18 protein-coding genes are annotated in these 20,280 nt (G+C 71.9%); 1 reads left to right on the forward strand and 17 read right to left on the reverse strand.

Annotated features, from left to right (window positions below):
* From C8E97_RS32810 to C8E97_RS32890, 17 genes are all read right to left on the reverse strand, one after another.
* Nucleotides 1-1,566, reverse strand: a complete 1,566-nt coding sequence (locus C8E97_RS32810) for an NADH-quinone oxidoreductase subunit M (RefSeq protein ID WP_121010091.1) — start codon at nucleotides 1,564-1,566, stop codon at nucleotides 1-3.
* Nucleotides 1,563-3,515, reverse strand: coding sequence for an NADH-quinone oxidoreductase subunit L (gene nuoL / locus C8E97_RS32815; RefSeq protein ID WP_425470688.1), 1,953 nt, complete (start codon nucleotides 3,513-3,515; stop codon nucleotides 1,563-1,565). Before nuoL ends, C8E97_RS32810 begins: the two co-directional genes overlap by 4 nt.
* 20 nt (nucleotides 3,516-3,535) lie before the next feature.
* Nucleotides 3,536-3,835: an NADH-quinone oxidoreductase subunit NuoK gene (gene nuoK, locus C8E97_RS32820; protein ID WP_015105349.1), complete on the reverse strand. Its 300-nt coding sequence runs from the start codon at nucleotides 3,833-3,835 to the stop codon at nucleotides 3,536-3,538.
* Nucleotides 3,832-4,674 (reverse strand): NADH-quinone oxidoreductase subunit J, encoded by an 843-nt coding sequence (locus C8E97_RS32825; RefSeq protein WP_246019456.1) that lies wholly within the window; start codon nucleotides 4,672-4,674, stop codon nucleotides 3,832-3,834. The genes nuoK and C8E97_RS32825 overlap by 4 nt, the downstream gene beginning before the upstream one ends.
* Before the next feature lie 5 nt (nucleotides 4,675-4,679).
* On the reverse strand, nucleotides 4,680-5,246 hold the full coding sequence (nuoI, locus tag C8E97_RS32830) for an NADH-quinone oxidoreductase subunit NuoI (protein ID WP_121010094.1): 567 nt from the start codon (nucleotides 5,244-5,246) through the stop codon (nucleotides 4,680-4,682).
* Nucleotides 5,233-6,582: an NADH-quinone oxidoreductase subunit NuoH gene (gene nuoH / locus C8E97_RS32835; protein ID WP_121010097.1), complete on the reverse strand. Its 1,350-nt coding sequence runs from the start codon at nucleotides 6,580-6,582 to the stop codon at nucleotides 5,233-5,235. The genes nuoI and nuoH overlap by 14 nt, the downstream gene beginning before the upstream one ends.
* The gene (locus tag C8E97_RS32840; protein ID WP_121010100.1) at nucleotides 6,579-9,197 is read right to left on the reverse strand and encodes an NADH-quinone oxidoreductase subunit G; all 2,619 of its coding nucleotides are present in this window, start codon (nucleotides 9,195-9,197) and stop codon (nucleotides 6,579-6,581) included. Before C8E97_RS32840 ends, nuoH begins: the two co-directional genes overlap by 4 nt.
* Complete coding sequence (nuoF, locus tag C8E97_RS32845; RefSeq protein ID WP_121010103.1) at nucleotides 9,194-10,474, reverse strand: NADH-quinone oxidoreductase subunit NuoF; 1,281 nt, start codon at nucleotides 10,472-10,474, stop codon at nucleotides 9,194-9,196. The genes C8E97_RS32840 and nuoF overlap by 4 nt, the downstream gene beginning before the upstream one ends.
* 14 nt (nucleotides 10,475-10,488) lie before the next feature.
* On the reverse strand, nucleotides 10,489-11,229 hold the full coding sequence (gene nuoE / locus C8E97_RS32850) for an NADH-quinone oxidoreductase subunit NuoE (RefSeq protein ID WP_121012861.1): 741 nt from the start codon (nucleotides 11,227-11,229) through the stop codon (nucleotides 10,489-10,491).
* A 56-nt stretch (nucleotides 11,230-11,285) separates the two neighbouring features.
* Complete coding sequence (locus tag C8E97_RS32855) at nucleotides 11,286-12,680, reverse strand: NADH-quinone oxidoreductase subunit D (RefSeq protein WP_121010106.1); 1,395 nt, start codon at nucleotides 12,678-12,680, stop codon at nucleotides 11,286-11,288.
* Nucleotides 12,677-13,459 carry an NADH-quinone oxidoreductase subunit C gene (locus C8E97_RS32860; RefSeq protein ID WP_121012863.1) on the reverse strand — a complete coding sequence of 261 codons (783 nt, stop codon included), beginning with the start codon at nucleotides 13,457-13,459 and terminating at the stop codon, nucleotides 12,677-12,679. The genes C8E97_RS32855 and C8E97_RS32860 overlap by 4 nt, the downstream gene beginning before the upstream one ends.
* Nucleotides 13,460-13,464: 5 nt before the next feature.
* Nucleotides 13,465-14,013 (reverse strand): NuoB/complex I 20 kDa subunit family protein, encoded by a 549-nt coding sequence (locus C8E97_RS32865; protein ID WP_121010109.1) that lies wholly within the window; start codon nucleotides 14,011-14,013, stop codon nucleotides 13,465-13,467.
* A gap of 12 nt (nucleotides 14,014-14,025) precedes the next feature.
* Nucleotides 14,026-14,391 (reverse strand): NADH-quinone oxidoreductase subunit A, encoded by a 366-nt coding sequence (locus C8E97_RS32870; RefSeq protein ID WP_015105359.1) that lies wholly within the window; start codon nucleotides 14,389-14,391, stop codon nucleotides 14,026-14,028.
* A 346-nt stretch (nucleotides 14,392-14,737) separates the two neighbouring features.
* Nucleotides 14,738-16,015 carry a geranylgeranyl reductase family protein gene (locus C8E97_RS32875; RefSeq protein WP_121010112.1) on the reverse strand — a complete coding sequence of 426 codons (1,278 nt, stop codon included), beginning with the start codon at nucleotides 16,013-16,015 and terminating at the stop codon, nucleotides 14,738-14,740.
* A gap of 84 nt (nucleotides 16,016-16,099) precedes the next feature.
* Entirely contained in the window at nucleotides 16,100-16,795 is a 696-nt protein-coding gene (locus tag C8E97_RS32880) for a demethylmenaquinone methyltransferase (RefSeq protein ID WP_121010115.1), read from the reverse strand.
* A gap of 221 nt (nucleotides 16,796-17,016) precedes the next feature.
* The gene (locus C8E97_RS32885; protein WP_121010118.1) at nucleotides 17,017-18,126 is read right to left on the reverse strand and encodes a glycosyltransferase; all 1,110 of its coding nucleotides are present in this window, start codon (nucleotides 18,124-18,126) and stop codon (nucleotides 17,017-17,019) included.
* Nucleotides 18,123-19,226, reverse strand: a complete 1,104-nt coding sequence (locus C8E97_RS32890) for a glycosyltransferase family 4 protein (RefSeq protein ID WP_211347178.1) — start codon at nucleotides 19,224-19,226, stop codon at nucleotides 18,123-18,125. The genes C8E97_RS32885 and C8E97_RS32890 overlap by 4 nt, the downstream gene beginning before the upstream one ends.
* Nucleotides 19,227-19,381: 155 nt before the next feature.
* Here C8E97_RS32890 and C8E97_RS32895 point away from each other — a divergent pair, with 155 nt between their 5' ends.
* The gene (locus C8E97_RS32895) at nucleotides 19,382-20,206 is read left to right on the forward strand and encodes an inositol monophosphatase family protein (protein ID WP_121010121.1); all 825 of its coding nucleotides are present in this window, start codon (nucleotides 19,382-19,384) and stop codon (nucleotides 20,204-20,206) included.
* The last annotated feature ends 74 nt before the right edge of the window (nucleotides 20,207-20,280 follow it).

Raw genomic sequence — 20,280 nt, forward strand, 5'->3', positions numbered from 1 at the left:
TCACTTGCCTTCCTGCGCGACCGGGTCGGCCACCCCGACCTCGCTGAGCGTCGCCCCGACGGACGGGGTGATCACGTCCAACACGGGCTTCGGGTAGAACCCGAGCACCAGGATCAGCGCCACCAGCGGCGCGAGCACCGCCAGTTCCCGCTTGCCCAGGTCGCGCACGTCGGCGCGCTCCGGGTCCACCGTCGCGCCGGGACCGCCGGTCGCGCCGATCAGGGCGGTGCCGCGCACCGGGCCCTGGAACACCCGCTGGTACACCCACAGGACGTACAGCGCCGCGAGCACCATGCCCACCGCGGCCAGCACCGTGAACACCGGCTGGTTCGGGTAGGACCCGATCAGCACCAGGAACTCGCTGACGAACGAGTTGGTGCCGGGCAGCGCCAGCGACGACAGGCCGGCCACGAAGAACAGGCCGCCGAGGACCGGTGTCAGCTTCGCCATGCCGCCGTAGTCCTCGATCAGGCGCGAGCCGCCGCGGGCCATCACCATGCCGACGACCAGGAACAGCATGCCGGTGGAGATGCCGTGGTTGACCATGTAGAGCACCGCGCCCGCGCCGGCCTGCGAGCTGAACGCGAAGATGCCCAGCGCGATGAAGCCGAAGTGCGCGATCGACGTGTACGCCACGAACCGCTTCAGGTCCGACTGGCCGACGGCCAGCAGCGAGCCGTACAGGATGCCCGCCACGGCCAGCACCAGCACCAGCGGCGCCAGCTCCCGGCTCGCCGCCGGGAACAGCGGCAGGCAGTAGCGCAGGAACCCGAACGTGCCGATCTTGTCCAGGATGCCGACCAGCAGCACGCCCGCGCCGACCGGCGCCTCCGCGCCCGCGTCGGGCAGCCAGGTGTGCAGCGGCACCAGCGGCGCCTTGATCGCGAACGCGACGAAGAACCCGAGGAACAGCCAGACCTGCGTGGACAGCGGCAGCTCGCGGGTGACCGCCACCAGGGTGGCCCAGTCGAACGTGCCGGACCCGAGCCGGTCCTGCGCCGCCACGTACACGCCGATCACCGACGCGAGCATGATCAGGCCGCCGAGCAGCGAGTACAGGAAGAACTTCATCGCCGCGTACTGCCGGTTCGGGCCGCCGAACCGGCCGATCAGGAAGTACATCGGGACCAGCACGGCCTCGAAGAACACGTAGAACACGAACACGTCGGTGGCCGCGAACACGCCCACCATGCCGGTCTCCATCGCCAGCAGCAGGGCGAAGAACCCGCCCGCGCTGCGGCCCTCGGGCAGCTTGTCCGCCCACGAGCCGCCGATGACGACCGGCACCAGGAACGCGATCAGCGCGATCATCACCAGCGCGATGCCGTCCACGCCGAACGACAGGCGCACGCCGAACGCGGGGATCCACTCGGCCGAGCTGGTCAGCTGGAGCCGCTCGCCCGACGACGGGTCGAACCCGACCCAGGCCAGCACGGCGAGCACCAGCTCGACCAGCGACACGGCCAGCGCGACCGCCTTCGCGACCCGGTCGTCGCCCCGCAGGAAGGCCACCACCACGCTGCCCGCGAGGGGCAGCAGGAGCAGCGCGATCAGCGTCCAGCTCACGAGAACCTCACCATCAGCAGCGCGCCCAGGACGAAGATCGCACCCAGGAGCATGGAGAGCGCGTACGAGCGCACGAAGCCGGTCTGGAGCCTGCGCAACCGGCCCGAGCTACCGCCCAGCAGCGCGGCCGACCCGTTGACCAGGCCGTCCACGCCCTTGTTGTCCACGAACACCAGCGCGCGGGTGAGCCAGGTGCCCGGCCGCGCGAACAGCGCCTCGTTCAGCGCGTTGCCGTACAGGTCGGCGCGCGCGGCGCGGACCGGGAACGACACCCGCTCGGGCCGGGTCACCGGCTGCGGCGCGCGGCCGAACAGCAGGTACGCCACCAGCACGCCGAGCGCCGACAGGCCGAGCACCAGGGCGTTCACGACGCCGTGCGAGAGCACGCCGTGCTGCTCCTGGAGCTCGCCGAGCGACGGCGTGAGCCAGCCCGCGAGGTTGTGGTCCGCGTCGAAGAAGAAGCCCGCGCCGACCGAGCCGAACGCCAGCACGATCATCGGGATCGTCATCGACGGCGGCGACTCGTGCGGGTGGTAGTCGCGGCCGTCCTCGCTCTTGAGGTCCCGCCACCGCGGCTTGCCCAGGAACACCAGGATCAGCAGGCGGGTCATGTAGAACGCGGTGATGCCCGCGCCCAGCGCCGCCGCGCCGCCGAACACCCAGCCGCGCCAGCCCGGCTCGCTGAACGCCGCCGCGATGATGGCGTCCTTGGAGAAGTAGCCGGACAGGAACGGGAAGCCGATCAGCGCGAGGTAGCCCAGCGCCCACGTCACGAAGGTGATCGGCATCTTCCTCGCCAGGCCGCCCATCCGGCGGATGTCGCCCTCGTCGTTCATGCCGTGCATGACCGAGCCCGCGCCGAGGAACAGCCCGGCCTTGAAGAAGCCGTGCGTGAGCAGGTGCATGATGCCCAGCGCGTAGCCGACCGGGCCGAGGCCGACGGCGAGGATCATGTAGCCGATCTGGCTGACCGTCGAGTACGCGAGGACCTTCTTGAAGTCGTCGTAGGCGCAGCCGATGATGCACCCGATGATCAGCGTGACCGCGCCGATGACCATCACGACCAGGCGGCCGTCGGCGGAGGCGTTGTAGATCGGGTTGGACCGGGCGATCAGGTAGACGCCCGCCGTGACCATCGTCGCCGCGTGGATCAGGGCCGAGACCGGCGTCGGGCCCGCCATCGCGTCCGGGAGCCACGCCTGGAGCGGGAACTGGCCGGACTTGCCGCACGCGCCGAGCAGGAGCAGCAGCGTCACCGCGGTGACCTCGGCGGCGGACAGCTCGCCCACCCGCGCGAACACCTCGGTGTACTGCGTGGTGCCCAGCTCCTTGAACAGGATGAAGATCGCGATCGCGAGGCCCAGGTCGCCGACCCGGTTCATCAGGAACGCCTTCTTCGCCGCGGACGCGGCCTCCGGCTTGTACTGGTACCAGCCGATCAGCAGGTAGGACGCGAGACCCACGCCCTCCCAGCCGAAGTACAGCGTCACGAACCCGTTGCCCAGCACCAGCAGGAGCATCGCGGCGACGAAGAGGTTGAGGTAGGCGAAGAACTTCCGCCGCCCGGCCTCGTGCGCCATGTACCCGATGGAGTAGATGTGGATCAGCGCGCCGACGCCGGTGATGAGCAGGACGAAGGTCAGCGACAGCGGGTCGATGCGCAGGCCGAACTCGACGTTCAGCGCGTTGACCGGCACCCAGTCGAACAGGTGCAGCTCGCTGGTGCGCTGCCCGGTCCGCCCGAGGGTGTCGAAGAACAGCACCAGGCCGTAGGCGAACGCCGCGATGACGGTGGCGCAGCCCAGCAGGTGGCCCCACTTGTCGGTGCGCCTGCCGCCGAGCAGCAGCACCAGCGCGCCGAACGCGGGCAGGGCCAGCAACAGCCACGCGAGACCGCCGATCCCGCCGGCGGCGACCACGTCCGAGGACCCGCTCGCGGGGTCGAGCATCAGAGCAGACACCGTGTCCCCTAGTACTTCAGCAGGTTGGAGTCGTCGACCGAGGCCGAGCGACGGGTCTTGAAGATCGCCATGATGATCGTCAGGCCCACCACGACCTCGGCGGCGGCGACGACCATCACGAAGAACGCCATCACCTGGCCGTCGAGCGCGCCGTTGATGCGGGCGAACGTGACGAGGCTCAGGTTCACCGCGTTCAGCATCAGCTCGACGCACATGAACACGACGATGGCGTTGCGCCGCACCAGCACGCCGACCGCGCCGAGGCTGAACAGCAGGGCGGACAGCAACAGGTAGTAGGTGGGTGTCACGGCTGCTCTCCCTTGAGGGCGTGCGCGTCGGCCTCCTGACCGGAGCCGGAGACCTCGGCGACGTCGTCGTCCAGGTCCTCCTTCGCGGTCGTCTCGATGAGGTCCGACAGGGACTCGGCGGCCACCGAGCCGTCCGGCAGCAGCGCCGGGGTGGCGACGGAGTTCGCCGTGGCGAACACGCCGGGACCGGGCAGGGAGCCGACGCGGTCGCCGCGGAAGCGCTCCTCGACCAGCTCGCGCTGCGTCTTCTTGGCGTCCTTGCCGGTCCGCGAGCTGAACGCGAGCACCATCGCGCCGACCGCCGCGGTGATCAGCAGCGCCGACGTCAGCTCGAACGGGAACAGGTAGTCCGTGAACAGCGCCTCGCCGATGTTGGCGACGTTGCCGCCGCCCTGCGTGTTCTGCCGCTCCAGGCCGACCGGCTCGACGTCGGTCAGCGCCCGCGCCAGCGAGCCCACCACCAGGCCGGCGAACCCGATGCCCAGCACGGTCGCCGCGAGCCGCTGCCCGCGCAGCACCTCGACCACCGAGTCGGAGCTGTCCCGGCCGACCAGCATCAGCACGAACAGGAACAGCATCATGATCGCGCCGGTGTAGACGATGATCTGCACGAAACCGAGGAACGGCGCCTGCTGGACCATGTAGAGCACGCCGAGGCTGAGCATGGTCAGCACCAGCCACAGCGCGGAGTGCACGGCGTTCCGGGCGAACAGCATCCCCAGCGCGCCGGCCAGCGCCAGCGGGCCGAGCACCCAGAACGCGACGGCCTCGCCCGTGGTCACGGTGTCCACGACGGCCTGCTGCACGGGTTCCGGCTGCCGCGCCAGGAAGGAGAGCACCGCGTTCACCTCCGCGCCTCCTCGGGGCCGGTCTCGACGGTGGCGCCTTCCGGCACGCCCGCCTGCCGGGCGAGCGCCGGGCCGTTCACGTAGTAGTCCTGCTCGTTGTCGCCGAGCCGCATGGGGTGCGGCGGCTGCTCCATGCCGGGCAGCAGCGGCGCGAGCAGGTCCTCCTTGGTGAAGATCAGCTTCTGCCGGTCGTCGTCGGCCAGCTCGTACTCGTTCGTCATGGTCAGCGACCGGGTCGGGCACGCCTCGATGCACAGGCCGCAGCCGATGCACCGCAGGTAGTTGATCTGGTAGTCCGCGCCGAACCGCTCACCGGGCGAGTAGCGCTCCTCCTCGGTGTTGTCACCGCCCTCGACGAAGATCGCGTCCGCCGGGCAGGCCCACGCGCACAGCTCGCAGCCGACGCACTTCTCCAGCCCGTCCGGGTGCCGGTTGAGCTGGTGCCGGCCGTGGAAGCGCGGCGCGGTGACCTTCTTGACCTCGGGGTACTCCTCGGTGACGACCTTCTTGAACATCGTCCCGAAGGTCACGCCGAACCCCTTGACGGGATCAAGCATCCCCATCGCCGGCCTCCTTCGCTGAAGCGGTAACCGCTGCGGGTGCCGCCGCCCGCTCGCCCGTCGACGGCAGTTGCGCCACCGGGACCTGCCGGCGCGGCGGCGACTTGGGCACTTGCAGGTCGAGCGGCGGCACGGGGAACCCGCCGCCGGTCACCGGCACGGCGTGCGGGTCGCGCTGGTCGCGCTTGTCCGGCAGCAGGAACGCGATGAGCAGGATCACCGCGAGCACCACGCCGAAGACGGCGAGCAGGACGCCGGTGCTGGTGTTGCCCGCCTGCTTCTCCTGGGACAGGTACCGGGTGAACGCCACCGCGACGAACCAGAACAGCGCGATCGGGACCAGGAACTTCCAACCCAGCCGCATGAACTGGTCGTAGCGCAGGCGGGGCAGCGTGCCGCGCAGCCAGATGAACAGGAACAGGAAGCCCAGCGTCTTGATGACGAACCAGAGCAGGCCCCACCAGCCGCTGTTCAGGAAGTGGTCGACGCCGACGAACGGGAACTGCCAGCCGCCCAGGAACAGCGTGGTGGCCAGCGCCGACACCGTCACCATGTTCACGTACTCGGCGAGGAAGAACAGCGCGAACTTCAGCGAGCTGTACTCGGTGTGGAAGCCGCCGACCAGCTCCGACTCGGCCTCGGGGAGGTCGAACGGCGCGCGGTTGGTCTCGCCGACCATCGAGATCACGTAGATGACGAAGCTGACCGGCAGCAGGATCGCGTTCCACGCGGGCAGCGCGCCCCAGAGGATGGTGCCGGACTGGGTGCCGACGATGTCCGCCGTGGACAGCGAGTGCGAGCTCATCACCACGGCGACGATGGACAGGCCCATCGCGATCTCGTAGGAGATGACCTGCGCGGCCGACCGCAGCGCGCCCAGCAGCGGGTACGGCGAGCCGGACGCCCAGCCGGACAGCACGATGCCGTAGACGCCCAGCGACGAGCAGGCGAGCACGACCAGCACGCCGACCGGCAGGTCGACCAGCTGGAGCGCGGTGGTCTCGCCGAAGATCGAGACCTCACCGCCGAGCGGGATGACCGAGAACGCGACGAACGCGGGGATGCAGGAGATCACCGGCGCCAGGAAGAACACCCACTTGTCCGCCAGGACCGGGCGGATGTCCTCCTTGAACGCCAGCTTCAGGCCGTCGGCCAGGGACTGGAGCCAGCCGCCCGGCCCGACCCGGTTGGGTCCCGGCCGCTGCTGCATCCGGGCGACCACCTTGCGCTCCCAGTTGATCATGAACAGGGTCATGACCACGAGGAACGCGAAGATGCCCACGACCTTGACCAGGATCAGCCAGACCGGGTCGTCGGCGAGGAGTTGTGCGGTGCTCATGCCTTGCCTCCGGGCGACGTGATTTCCCCAGCGGAGCCCGCGGCGGACGGGGCCGACGTGATGTCCCCAGCGGAGCCCGCGGCGGACGGGGCAGACGCGATGTCCCCAGCGGAGCCCGCGGCGGACGGGGCCGACGCGGTCTCCCCGGCGGGCGACACGGTCACGACGGAGCCGTGGCCGGCGGCCAGGGTCCGCCGCACGGTGACCGCGCCGGAGTTGCCGGGCAGCCACACGACGCCGTCGGGCAGGTCCGCCGCCTCGACCGGCAGGGACACCGCGCCGCGCTCGGTGGACACGGTGACGTCGCCGCCGAGCCGCACGCCCAGCCGGTGCGCGGTCGCCTCGGACAGCTTGGCCACCACGGGCCGGGCGGTGCCCGCCAGGTTCGGCTCGCCGTCCTGCATCGAGCCGTTGTCCAGCAGCCGCCGCCAGGTCGCGAGGACGACCTGGCCGTCCTTGGGCTGCGGCAGCAGCGGCGCGGCGACCGCCGGGGCGGCGACGCCGGTCGACGAGTCGCCGCGGCCGAGGCGGGCGAAGTCGGCGGCGGCGGACGCCGGGGTCTGGGTGAACAGGTCGGCGTCCATCTCGACGGCCAGCGTGTCCAGCACCCGCCCGTCGGGCAGCGCTCCGGTGCCCTCCAGCGTGGTGCCGAACGGGCGGTGGCGGCCCTCCCAGTTCAGGTAGCTGCCCGCCTTCTCGACCGCGGGCGCGACCGGGAGCACCACGTCGGCGTGCGCGGTGACCGCGCTGTGCCGCAGCTCCAGGCTGACCACGAAGCCGACGGCGGCCAGCGCGCGCTCGGCCAGCGCCGGGTCCGGCAGGTCGAACGGGTCGACGCCGCCGACCACCAGCGCGTCCAGCGCGCCGCTCGCGGCGGCGGTGAGGATGCCCGTGGTGTCCCGACCGGCCGACGCGGGCAGCGCGCCCGCCGCCAGGCCCCAGACCCGCTCGACGTGCGCGCGGGCCTCGGCGTCGGACACCGACCGGCCGCCGGGCAGCAGCGTCGGCAGCAGGCCGGCCTCCAGCGCGCCGCGCTCACCGGCCCGGCGCGGGATCCACGCGACCTTCGCGCCGGTCCGCCGCGCCAGCGCCGCGACCGCCGAGAACAGGCCGGGCACCTCGGCGGCGCGTTCGCCGACCAGGATGACCGAACCCGGCTTGCCCAAATCCTCCACCACGTCGGCGGCGTGCTCGGGCAGGGCGTTCAGCGCGGCGGGCTCGCCGCCGGGCACGCACGCCAGCAGCGTGCCGAACGTCTTCTCCACGGCGGGCGAGGTGAACTGGCCCAGGTGGAACACCTTGGTCTTCTTCGCACGGGCCGCCTTGCGCAGCCGCAGGAAGACGATCGGCGCCTCCTCCTCCGGCTCGAACGCCACCAGCAGCGCGGCGGGCGCGGCCTCGATGCCCCGGAAGGTCACGCCGTCGGCAGGCGTGGTGCCCAGCACCGACGACGTGAGGAACGCCAGCTCCTCGTCCGAGTGCGGCCGCGCGCGGAAGTCGACGTCGTTGGTGCGCAACGCGATCCGGGCGAACTTCGAGTACGCGTAGGCGTCCTCCACGGTCAGCCGCCCGCCCGCGAGCACGCCCGCGCCCCGGCCGTCGCGCGCCTTGGCCAAGCCCTCCGCCGCGATCCGCAACGCCTCGGTCCACGACGACTCGCGCAGCTCACCGGACTCGGCGTCGCGCACGAGCGGCCGGGTGATCCGGTCGTCGGCGGTGGCGTAGCGGAACGCGAACCGGCCCTTGTCGCAGATCCACTCCTCGTTGACCTCGGGGTCGTCGCCGGCCAGCTTGCGCTGCACCTTGCCGCGCCGCCAGTCGGTGCGCTCCGCGCAGCCCGACGAGCAGTGCTCGCACACGCCGGGCGTCGACACCAGGTCGAACGGCCGGGCGCGGAACCGGTAGGCGGCGGACGTCAGCGCGCCCACCGGGCAGATCTGGATGGTGTTGCCGGAGAAGTAGGACTGGTTGCGATCCCCGCCGGCGCCGTTGATCTCGGCGGTCGACGCCGTACCCACCTGCTGGTGCGCGCCGCGCTCCAGCAGGTCCAGGAAGTTGTGGTCACCGGCGATCTCCTTCGAGAACCGCGTGCACCGCTGGCACAGCACGCACCGCTCGCGGTCGAGCAACACCTGCGTGCTGATCGGGATCGGCTTGGGGAACGTCCGCTTGTGCTCGTGGAACCGGGACTCCGCGCGGCCGTGCTTGAGCGCCTGGTTCTGCAGCGGGCACTCGCCGCCCTTGTCGCAGACCGGGCAGTCCAGCGGGTGGTTGATCAGCAGCAGCTCCATCACGCCCTGCTGCGCCTTGTCCGCGACCGGCGAGGTCAGCTGGGTCTTCACCACCATGCCGTCGGCGACGGTCATGGTGCAGGACGCCTGCGGCTTGGGCATGGGCCGCCCGCCCATCTCCACCTCGACCAGGCACTGCCGGCACGCGCCCGCCGGGTCCAGCAGCGGGTGGTCGCAGAACCGCGGCACGACGATGCCCAGGCGCTCGGCGGTGCGGATCAGCAGCTCGCCCTTGGGCGCGACGACCTCCAGGCCGTCGATGACCAGCTTGACGTGGCCCTCGGGTACCACGACCTCCGTGCTCTTGTCAGGCGCGATCGTCATGCGCTTGCTCCTGCCAACACCTTGGAGTTCTGGTCGCACAGGGCGAGGAACTCGTCCTTGAAGTACTTGATGCCGCTGGTGATCGGGCTGACCGCGCCGTCGCCGAGCGCGCAGAACGAGCGGCCCAGGATGTTGTCGCAGATGTCCAGCAGCGTCTCGATGTCACCCGCGGTGCCCTCGTTGCGGTTCATCCGCTGGAGGATCTGGACCAGCCAGTAGGTGCCCTCGCGGCACGGCGTGCACTTGCCGCACGACTCGTGCTTGTAGAACTCGGTCCACTTCATGACCGCCCAGGGCACGGACACCGTCTCGTTGAAGATCTGCAACGCGGTGGTGCCCAGCATCGACCCGGCTTCCGACGCGCCCTCGAAGTCCAGCGGCACGTCGAGGTGCTCGGCGGTGAACAGCGGGGTGGACGAGCCGCCCGGCGTCCAGAACTTCAGCGGGATGCCGTCCTTCATGCCGCCCGCCAGCTCCAGCAGCTGCCGGAGGGTGGTGCCCATCGGCGCCTCGTACTGGCCGGGCCGCTCGACGTGGCCGGACAGCGAGTAGATCTTCGGGCCCGGCGACCGCTCGCGGCCCATCGCGCGGAACCAGTCCGCGCCGCCGTTCACGATGTAGGGCACCGACGCGATGGTCTCGACGTTGTTCACCACGGTGGGCGAGGCGTAGAGGCCGGCGGTCGCGGGGAACGGGGGCTTGAGCCGGGGCTGGCCGCGCTTGCCCTCCAGCGAGTCCAGCAGCGCCGTCTCCTCGCCGCAGATGTACGCGCCCGCGCCGGCGTGCACGACCACGTCGAGGTCGAACCCGGAACCGAGGATGTCCTTGCCCAGGTAGCCCGCCGCGTACGCCTCCTGCACCGCCGCGTTCAGCCGCCGGATGCAGTGCAGCACCTCGCCGCGCACGTAGATCGCGGCGAAGTTGGCCCGGATGGCGTACGAGGTGATGATGACGCCCTCGATCAGCGAGTGCGGGTCGGCCATCATCAGCGGGATGTCCTTGCAGGTGCCCGGCTCGCCCTCGTCGGCGTTGATGACGAGGTAGTGCGGCTTGCCGTCGTTCTGCGGGATGAAGCCCCACTTCAGCCCGGTCGGGAAGCCCGCGCCGCCCCGGCCGCGCAGGCCGGAGTCCTTGCACTGCTGGATGAGCTGGTCCGGGTGGGCGGTCAGCGCCTTGCGCAGTGCCGTGTACCCCTCCAGCTGCTCGTAGGTCTTCAGCGTCCACGAGCGCGGCGACAGCCACCGCTTGGTGAGGACCGGAGTCAGGTTGTCGACCACTGGTCAGCCTCCCCCTACTTCTTGTCCGGCAGGGCAGGGAACTCGGCGTGCTCCGGCATCGCCGGCGCGGTCCAGCCGCGGTCCGCCGCGAGGGCCGCGCCGCGCACCGTCTCCGGCGCGGCCGACGGGCCGTCGACGTCCGCGTCCCGGCCGTCGAAGAAACCCGCGAGCTGGAGCTCGGCCTGCCGGAAGTCGGTCAGCGGGGCGCCCCGCGTCGGGTGCGGCTTCTCACCGGCCTGCAACGACTTCACCAGCTCCAGCGCCTTCTCCGGGGTCTGGTTGTCGAAGAACTCGTAGTTCACCTGGAGCACCGGCCCCAGGTCGCAGGCCGCCAGGCACTCGGCGTGCTCCAGCGTGATCGAGCCGGGCGCGCCGGGCTCGCCCGAGGTCTCCTCGTGGCCAAGCGGCCTGCCGTCCGAGCCCAGGTGCTCGCGCAGCCGGGCGTAGATGGCGTCACCGCCGAGCGCGGCGCACAGCGTGTTCGTGCAGACGCTCACCAGGTGCTCGCCGCACGGGCGGCGCTTGTACATGGTGTAGAACGTCGCGACCGCGCTGACCTCGGCGTTGGTCAGGTCGAGCTGGTCGGCGCAGAACGTGATGCCTGCCTGGCTCACGTAGCCCTCCACCGACTGCACGAGGTGCAGCATCGGCAGCAGCGCGGACCGGGACTGCGGGTAGCGGGCCACGATCGCCCGCGCACGCGCCACCGTGTCGGGACCGAACACGGTGGTGTCCGCCGTCGTCGCCTCGGCCATCCGCCGGGTCTCCGCCGGGTCCAGCGGGGACGCCGCGATGACGTTCTCGGGAGTGCTCATCGGTCACAACCACCCATCACCGGGTCGATAGAGGCCACCGACGCGATGACGTCGGCGACCATGCCGCCCTCGCACATCGCGGGCATCGACTGGAGGTTCACGAAGCTGGGTTCGCGGACGTGCACGCGCATCGGCCGGGTGCCGCCGTCGGACACCACGTGGTAGCCCAGCTCGCCGCGCGGCGACTCGATCGGCACGTACACCTGGCCCGCCGGCACCTGGAAGCCCTCGGTCACCAGCTTGAAGTGGTGGATGAGGGACTCCATCGACTGGCCCATGATCTTGCGGACGTGCTCCAGCGAGTTGCCCATGCCGTCCGCGCCGATGGTCAGCTGCGCGGGCCACGCGATCTTGGCGTCCTCCACCATGACCGGGCCGGGCGCGAGCCGGTCCACCGCCTGCCGGACGATCTTGAGCGACTCGTGGATCTCGGCGACCCGCAGCCGGTACCGGGCGAACGAGTCCGCCTCGTTCGAGGTCGGCACCTCGAAGGTGTAGTGCTCGTAGCCCGAGTACGGCTCGATCTTGCGCAGGTCCCAGGGCAGGCCCGCGGACCGCAGGACCGGGCCGGTGACGCCGAGCGCCAGGCACGCGTCCACCGGCAGGTAGCCGATGCCCTGCAACCGGTTCCGCCAGATCGGCTGGCCGGTGAGCAGCTTGTCGTAGTCCGGCAGGCGCGAGTCCATCACCTTGATGAAGGCGCGGATGCGCTCCGGCGCGTCGGCCGGGATGTCCTGCGCCAGGCCGCCGGGGCGGATGTAGGCGTGGTTCATCCGCAGGCCGGTCAGGTACTCCAGCAGGTGCAGGACTTCCTCGCGCTCGCGGAACCCGGCCGTCATGCCGGTCAGCGCGCCCAGCTCCATGCCGCCGGTGGCCAGCGCCACCAGGTGCGAGCTGATCCGGTTCAGCTCCATCAGCAGCACGCGGATCGTCTGCGCGCGCTCGGGCACCGCGACGCCGAGCAGCTTCTCCACGGCGAGGCAGTACGCGGCCTCGTTGTGCAGCGGCGCCAGGTAGTCCATGCGGGTCACGAACGTGACGCCCTGGGTCCAGTTGCGGTACTCGACGTTCTTCTCGATGCCGGTGTGCAGGTACCCGATGACGCTGCGGGCCTGGGTGACGGTCTCGCCCTCCAGCTCCAGCACCAGGCGCAGCACGCCGTGCGTCGACGGGTGCTGCGGACCGAGGTTCATGACGATGCGCTCGTCACCCGCCGCGTCGGCCAGCACCTCGTCCCAGTCGCCGCCGGTCACCGTGTAGACGGTGCCCTCGGTGGTCTGGCGGGACGAGGCGTAGGGGTCGGCCTGCTGGTTCGCGCCGTACGAGTCGCTGTCGCGCCCGGCGGGCCCGGTGGCGGTGCCCGTGGTCACGTCGGAAAGCCGTTCGGTCATGAGTAGGACCGCCTCTGGTCTGGCGGGGGGATCTCCGCGCCCTTGTACTCCACCGGGATGCCGCCGAGCGGGTAGTCCTTGCGCTGCGGGTGGCCGTCCCAGTCGTCCGGCATGAGGATTCGGGTCAGTCCGGGGTGGCCGTCGTAGACGATCCCGAACATGTCCCAGGCTTCGCGCTCCTGCCAGTCCGCGGTCGGGTAGACCGACACCACGCTGGGCACGTGCGCGTCGTCGACGTCGACCGCGACCTCCAGCCGGATGCGCCTGTGGTAGGTCATCGACGTCAGGTGGTAGACGGAGTGCAGCCGCTGCGGCGCGTCCACGCCGTAGTCCACGCCGGACACCGAGCTGCACAGCTCGAACCGCAGCGCCGGGTCGTCGCGCAGGATGCGCGCGACGTCCACCAGGTGCTCGCGGCGCAGGTAGAACGTGATCTCGCCGCGGTCGACGGTGACCTGCTGGACGGTGTCGGCGGGCAGGCCGCGCTCGTGGATCGCGGCCAGCAGCTCGTCGGCGACCTCGTCGAACCAGCCGCCGTACGGGCGCTCGCTGGGCGCGACGACGTGGGCGGGCAGCCGCAGGCCGCCGAACCCGGAGGTGTCGCCGGAGCCGCTGGCGCCGAACATGCCCTTGCGCGCCTTGCCCGCGACGACGCCGCCGCGCTCCCGGTGCTCCTCGTGCTGGGCCTCGCTCGCGCTCGCCGAGCTGAGCGCCTGCCCGTTCCGGCTCGGGGTGTCCGCGCCGGGGGTCTTCTCGACCTCGCGCTTGTCGTCAGCCATGCCGCTCACTTCTTCGCAAACCGCTGGGAGGACGGGACGAGCTGCGTCGTGTGGCCGGATTCGGCCAGCAGCGCGGCCCGGTTCGCGCCCAGCGGCTCGTCCATGATCTTGGCGTGGATCTTGAGGATCGCGTCGATCAGCATCTCCGGCCGCGGCGGGCAGCCGGGCAGGTACATGTCGACCGGCACGACGTGGTCCACGCCCTGCACCACCGCGTAGTTGTTGAACATGCCGCCGCTGGAGGCGCACACGCCCATCGCGAGCACCCAGCGCGGCTCGGGCATCTGGTCGTAGATCTGGCGCAGCACCGGCGCCATCTTGTTGGTCACGCGGCCCGCGACGATCATCAGGTCGGCCTGGCGCGGCGAGGCGCGGAAGACCTCCATGCCGAACCGCGCGAGGTCGTAGCGCGGTCCGCCGGTGGTCATCATCTCGATGGCGCAGCAGGCGAGGCCGAACGTGGCAGGCCAGAGCGAGGACTTGCGGGTCCAGTTGACCAGCTTCTCCACGCTGGCGAGCAGGATGCCGTTCGGGAGCTTCTCTTCGAGACCCACGGGTCTTCCCCCTCAGTTCCAGTCGAGGCCGCCGCGCCGCCACACGTAGGCGTACGCGAAGCCGACCGTCGCGACGAACAGTGCGATCTCCACCAGGCCGAACAGGCCGAGCCGGTCCGCGGAGACCGCGAAGGGGTAGAGGAACACCATTTCGATGTCGAACAGGATGAACAGCATCGCCGTGAGGTAGTAGGCGACCGGCATCCGGCCGCCGCCCACCACGGGCTGGGGTGACGGTTCGATGCCGCACTCGTACGCGTCGAGCTTGGCGCGGTTGTAGCGGCGGGGACCGATGTACGGCGCGGCCGTCACGGAGAACAGCGCGAAGGCCCCGGCGAGGGCGAACATCAATACGAGGGGGAGGTAAGGGTCCAGCACTCTCCGTCGTCCTTTCCTCGCGTGTCGCGGTGGTGGTGCACCGCCGACCGTTGCGCACCCTAAGGGGTGTTCTTGCGCCCTCCGGAAGTTAGGCGGGCCTAACGATCCGCAGGTCGCTTGTGAAACACTTCACAAGGCATCTCAGCCGGTTGTGAACTGATTCACAAGACCTGAGGGCCAGTGTAGAACGTCACACAGAGGCGTGACGGCCACCCCCTGCACGCCTGCTACCTGGTCTTACCGCCCGCCGGTCAACGGCTTCGGACCCCGGTGGTGAACGGCGCCACACGCAAAACGAAACAGCGCCGACCCACAAGTCGGCGCTGCGTCGGATAGCGGTGTGCGATTAGGCCGTTGGGGCGAGTTTCGTGGCCGCCGTGATGATGCGGTCGAACGAGTCGCCGTCCTTCGGGTCGTAAAGGCCCGCGAGCAGCTTCAGGACCAGTTTCATCAGCGTCTTCCGAGGTAGGCCGTACTTCGTCGCGGTGCGCATGACGGCCGGGTTGCCGATGAGCCGGCTGAAGACGTTGCCCAGCCGGTAGTAGCTGCCCAGCGCCTGCTCGATGCGCACGGGGTAGCCGTGCAGCGCGCGCTCCCGGCTCGCGCCCGTGCGGGCCAGGGCTTGCACGACGCTCTCCGCCGCGATCCGGGCCGACTCCATCGCGTAGCCGATGCCCTCGCCGTTGAACGGGTTCACCATGCCGCCCGCGTCGCCGACCAGCAGCAACCCGTCCCGGTAGTGCGGCTTGCGGTTGAGCCCCATCGGCAGCGCCGCGCCGCCGATCCGGCCGACGGCGTTCTCCTCGCGGAAGCCCCACTCCTCGGGCGTGCCGTCGAGCCAGGACCTGAGGAGGGCTCGGTAATCCGTAGTCCCGTACGCCTTGGAGGTGCTGAGGATGCCCAGCCCGACGTTCACCGTGCCGTCGCCCATGCCGAAGATCCAGCCGTAGCCGGGCAGCAGGACGTCGTTCGCGCGGTCCCACAGCTCCAGGTGGGATTCGAGGTAGTCGTCCTTGGTGCGGGGGCTGGCGTAGTAGCGGCGGACCGCGACGCCCATCGGCTTGGCGTCGTCCTTCTGGATGCCGACGCTGAGCGCGAGCCGCGCGCTCACGCCGTCGCAGCCCAGCACGATCGGGGCCCGGTAGGTGACCGGCTCCCGGTCCGGCCCGGCCTTGGCGGTGACGCCGACGACCCGGCCGCGCTCGGTGAGCGCGCCGGTGACCGTGGTCCGCTCGCGCAGCCGCGCGCCCGCCTGCTGCGCCGTGCGGGCCAGCAGCTCGTCGAAGTCCTGGCGGGGCCGCACCACGCCGTAGGGCGGGAAGGTGGCCAGGTCCGGCCAGTCCAGCTCCAGCGTGACGCCGCCGCCGACCACCCGCAGGCCCCGGTTGTGCAGCCAGCCCGCCTCCTCGCGGGTGTCGATGCCCAGGTCGACGAGCTGCTTGACGCCGCGCGGCGTCAGGCCGTCGCCGCAGACCTTCTCGCGGGGGAACACCGACTTCTCCAGCAGCAGCACGTCGAGGCCCGCGCGAGCCAGGTAAGCGGCGGCCGTGGAGCCCGCCGGGCCCGCGCCGACCACGATCACCTCGGCGTCCTCGCCTGCCTTGCGGCGGCTGGGAGTCGTCATCCCCGCTCCTTGTGCCTGGGTTCACAAAGTCGAGGCCGAGTCTACTTGCGGCCTGCTGAGAGGCCCGTCAGCCGGGGCGGGCGGTCACGCGGCAGGCGGCTTGGTGGCGCGGTGGAGGGCGACCACGCCGCCGGTCAGGTTGAGCCAGGCGACGTCCTCCCACCCGGCCTTGGCGATGATCTCGGCGAGCGAGCGCTGGTCCGGCCACGTGCGCATGGACTCGGCCAGGTACTGGTAGGCGTCCGGGTTGGACGACACGAACCGGGCGACGAGCGGCAGCACCCGCAGCAGGTAGCGCAGGTAGACGAACCGGAACGGCCGGAACGTCGGCGTCGACACCTCGCAGACCACCAGGCGGCCACCGGGCCGGACCACGCGGGCCATCTCGCGCAGGGCGGCCTCGGTGTCGTTGAAGTTCCGGATGCCGAACGAGACCGTGACGGCGTCGAACACCCCGTCCGCGAACGGCAGGCGCAGCGCGTCGGCGGCCACCTTCGGCACGGGCCGGTGCGCGCCGCCGAGCAGCATGCCGAGGGAGAAGTCGGCGGCGACGCACCAGGCGCCGGACGAGGCGTACCCGACGGTGGACACGGCGGTGCCCGCCGCGAGGTCGAGCACCCGCTCACCGGCGCGGGCGTCCAGGACCCGGCGGCTCCACTCCCGCCAGCGCCGGTCGAACCCCAGGGTCATGACGGAGTTCGTGCGGTCGTAGCCCTTGGCCACGCCGTCGAACATCTCGGCGACCTCGCGGGGGTTCTTGTCCAGACCTGCGCGCGACATGGCGAAAGCCTAGGTGACGCCCGCTGAGACCGGCATCCCGTCCACCGCCCACCGTGCCTGAGCAGCGTCGACGATAGCCCGATCGTGGTCGGTGGGCGGTGTGCGGCGAGGGGGTGCGACGGCCGTCGCGGAGGGGGTTCCCGGCGGGGCGCGGTTCCCCGGCAGGACCGGGCTCCGGCCGGGTGCGGCGGTCGGCGTGACGGGGCCCGACGTGACGGGGCTCAGGCCGCGCGCAGCGCCGAGAGCATCCCGTCCACCGCCGCCTGCCACGGGTACTCCTCGGCCCGCGCCCGAGCCGCCGACCGGCGCGCCGGCTCGGGGCCGTCCAGCAGCGCGCTCACCGCGCTCGCGAACGCCGGCGCGTGGTCCGGCACCGCCGCGCCGCACCCCGGCCGCACGATCTCGCGCAGCGCCGACGACGCGGACACCACGACCGGCGTGCCGGAGGCCAGCGCCTCCAGGGCCGCCAGGCCGAACGTCTCGTGCGGGCCCGGCGCCAGCGACACGTCGGCCGTCGCCAGCAGGTCCGCCACCGCGGTGCGCCGCCCGACGAACCCGAGGAACGTCACCGGCAGGCCCGCCGCGCGGCGTTCCAGCGCCTCCCGCCGCGGCCCGTCGCCGGCGACGACCAGCCGCACCCGGTGGCCGGCGGCGTGGAGTTCGGCGGCGGTGTCGACGCTGCGCTCGACGTGCTTCTCCGGTGACAGCCGGCCGCAGTGCACCAGGAGGGCGTCCGCGCCCCTGGCCAGCTCCGCCCTGAGCGACCGGTCGTGGCGGGTGGGCGTGAAGGTGCGCAGGTCGACGCCCAGCGGCACGCGGGCCACGTTGCGCGCGCCGATGCGGTCGAACTCCTCGCGCGCGAAGTCCGTCGTGCACACCACCGTGTCGTACGAGGCGGCCATCCGCGCGTTCGCCCGGTCCGCGCACCGCCGCGCCCGGTCCGGCGGCAGGAGGAACTGCTCCAGCAGGCGGTCCAGCCGCTCGTGCGAGACCACCGCGTTCGGCACGCCGCGCTCCGCCGCCCAGCGCCCCATGCCCCGCAGCGTCAACCGGTCGGAGACCTCCAGCCGCTCGGGGCGCAGGTGCTCCAGCAGGGCGCGCACGCGCCACGGGTCCACCGCCCGGTAGCCGCCCGTGCCGGGTATGCGGGGCGCGGGCAGCGTGACGCGGCGGACGGCGGGCGCGAGCCGGTCGTCCGCCCGTGTCGGTCCGGGCACCACGAGGGTCACCTCGTGGCCCGCCGCCGCGTACCCCCTGCCCAGGTGGTGGAGCGCGGTGCGCAGGCCGCCCGAGCGCGGGCCGTAGAAGTTCGCCAGTTGGACGATCCTCATGCGGCGCGGCGCTCCGGCAGGCCCGCGACGGCGCGGTAGTGGCCGATCAGCTCGTCGCACACCGCCGACCACGTCCGGCCGCGCACCCAGCGGCGGGCCGCGTTGCCGTACCGCCTGCGCCGCAACGGGTCGCGCAGCGCCAGCACGGCCGCGCGCAGTTCGCCGTCGGTGGTGAACAGGTAGCCGGTGTCCGGCCGCACGAGGTCGCGCGGACCGCCCGCGTCCGGCGCCACCACCGGCACACCGCTGGCCAGCGCCTCCTGCACGGCCTGGCAGAACGTCTCGTGCGGGCCGGTGTGCACGAACACGTCGAGCGACGCGTACGCCGCCGCCAGCTCCACCCCGCCCCGGAACCCGAGGAACGCCGCGTTCGGCAGCTCGCGGCGCAACGCCGCCTCCTCCGGTCCCCCGCCGACGACCACGAGGCGGACGCCCGGCACGTCGTCGAGCGCGCGCAACCGGTCGACCCGCTTCTCCGGTGACAGCCTGCCCACGTAGCCGACGAGCAGCGCGCCGTCGGGCGCGAGCGAACGCCGCAAACCCTCGTCCCGCCGGGCCGGCGTGAACAGGTCGACGTCCACGCCCCTGCCCCACCGGTGGACCCGCGGGATGCCGTGCGTGCGCAACGCGTCCACCGCCCACGTCGACGGCGCGAGCGTGCGGTCGGCCTGCGAGTGCAGCCGGCGCGTCCACCGCCACGCGGCCCGCGCGGTCAGGCCCAGGCCGTAGTGGCCCGCGAAACCGGCGACGTCGGTCTGGTAGACGGCGACGGTCGGCAGGCCGAGCCTGCGCGCCGCCGACAGCCCGCGCGCGCCCAGCACGAACGGGCTGGCCAGGTGCACCACGTCGGGCCGGAAGTCGGCCAGGGCGGTCAGCACCCGGCGGGTCGGCACGCCGACCGGCAGCGAGCTGAACCGCGGCAGGTCGACCGCGGGCACGCGCACCACGGGCGTGCCGCGGTACCGGTCGGGACCCGCGCCGGGCGCGACGACGAGGGCCCGGTGGCCACGCGAGCGCAGGTGCTCCAGCACGCGCAGGACGGAGTTGGTCACCCCGTTCACCTGGGGCAGGAAGCTCTCGGTGACGATCGCTACACGCACGTCGATCACCCTGCGGTGCCGAGGACACGGCGGCGTGACGGATCGGGGAACGACGGTCGAACTCCTCGCGTCACGGTTGACGTTGACCCGGAGATCGTCATCGCTTCACCTGGTGGTCGTGTCGCGGACACCAGGAGGGGTGAGACTAGTGCGGCATGACCGTCTTGTCGTCCCGGCCCACCCAGCCCGTCGATCCCGGCCTGGTGTCGATCGCGCTGGAGGTAGCGGGCCGCCTCGCCAACGACGCGTCCGACGTCATCATGGCGACGGCGGGCCGAGGCGCCCACCCCGATGACGACGAGTCGCCGTTCGACTGGGTGACCGACACCGACCGGACCCTCGAACGGCACACGCGGCGCGTGCTGACCGCGGAGTTCCCCGACATCCCGGTGTTCTGCGAGGACACCGACGCGGACGTGGCGGCGGACGCCGAGTTCCGCTGGGTGGTCGACCCGGTGGACGGGACGGCGAACTACGTGGCGGGCGTGCCGTGGTGCGCGTACAGCCTGGCCCTGGTGGACCGCTGGGGCCCGGTCGTCGGCGTGGTGGCCGACCCCTACCGGGCGCAGATCTACGCGGCGGCGCGCGGGCGCGGCATGCGGGCGAACGGGACGCCGGTGCGGCTCGACGGGCTGCCCGCGAGTTCGATCGTGTGCACGGAGATGACCCGCACGGGGCCGTGGCCGGGTATGGGCGAGTTCATCTCGCGGGCGGCCGTGGCGGGCACCGGTGTCCGGGTGCTGGGCTCGAAGGCGCTGGCCGTGGCGCAGGTGGCGCTGGGGCACGCGGCGGCGGCCGTGCTGCACAGCTACCACGAGTGGGACGTGGCCGGGGCGGTGGCGCTGGCGGTGGAGTCGGGCGCGGCCGTGCTGGACCGGCGGGGCGAGGACGCGTCCCTGCCGGTGGACGGCCTGCTCGTGGCCGTGCCGGGGATGGCGGACGAGGTCCTGGAGTGGTGGCAGTCCTCCATGACCCGTTAGCTGATCGGCCGAGGGGCACCGCTCGCGATGTGGTTTTTCCGCCGCAGTTTTTCCGCCGACCCCAACAGGGGCCG

It is taken from the genome of Saccharothrix australiensis, assembly GCF_003634935.1.
GTDB classification, from domain to species: Bacteria; Actinomycetota; Actinomycetes; order Mycobacteriales; family Pseudonocardiaceae; genus Actinosynnema; species Actinosynnema australiense.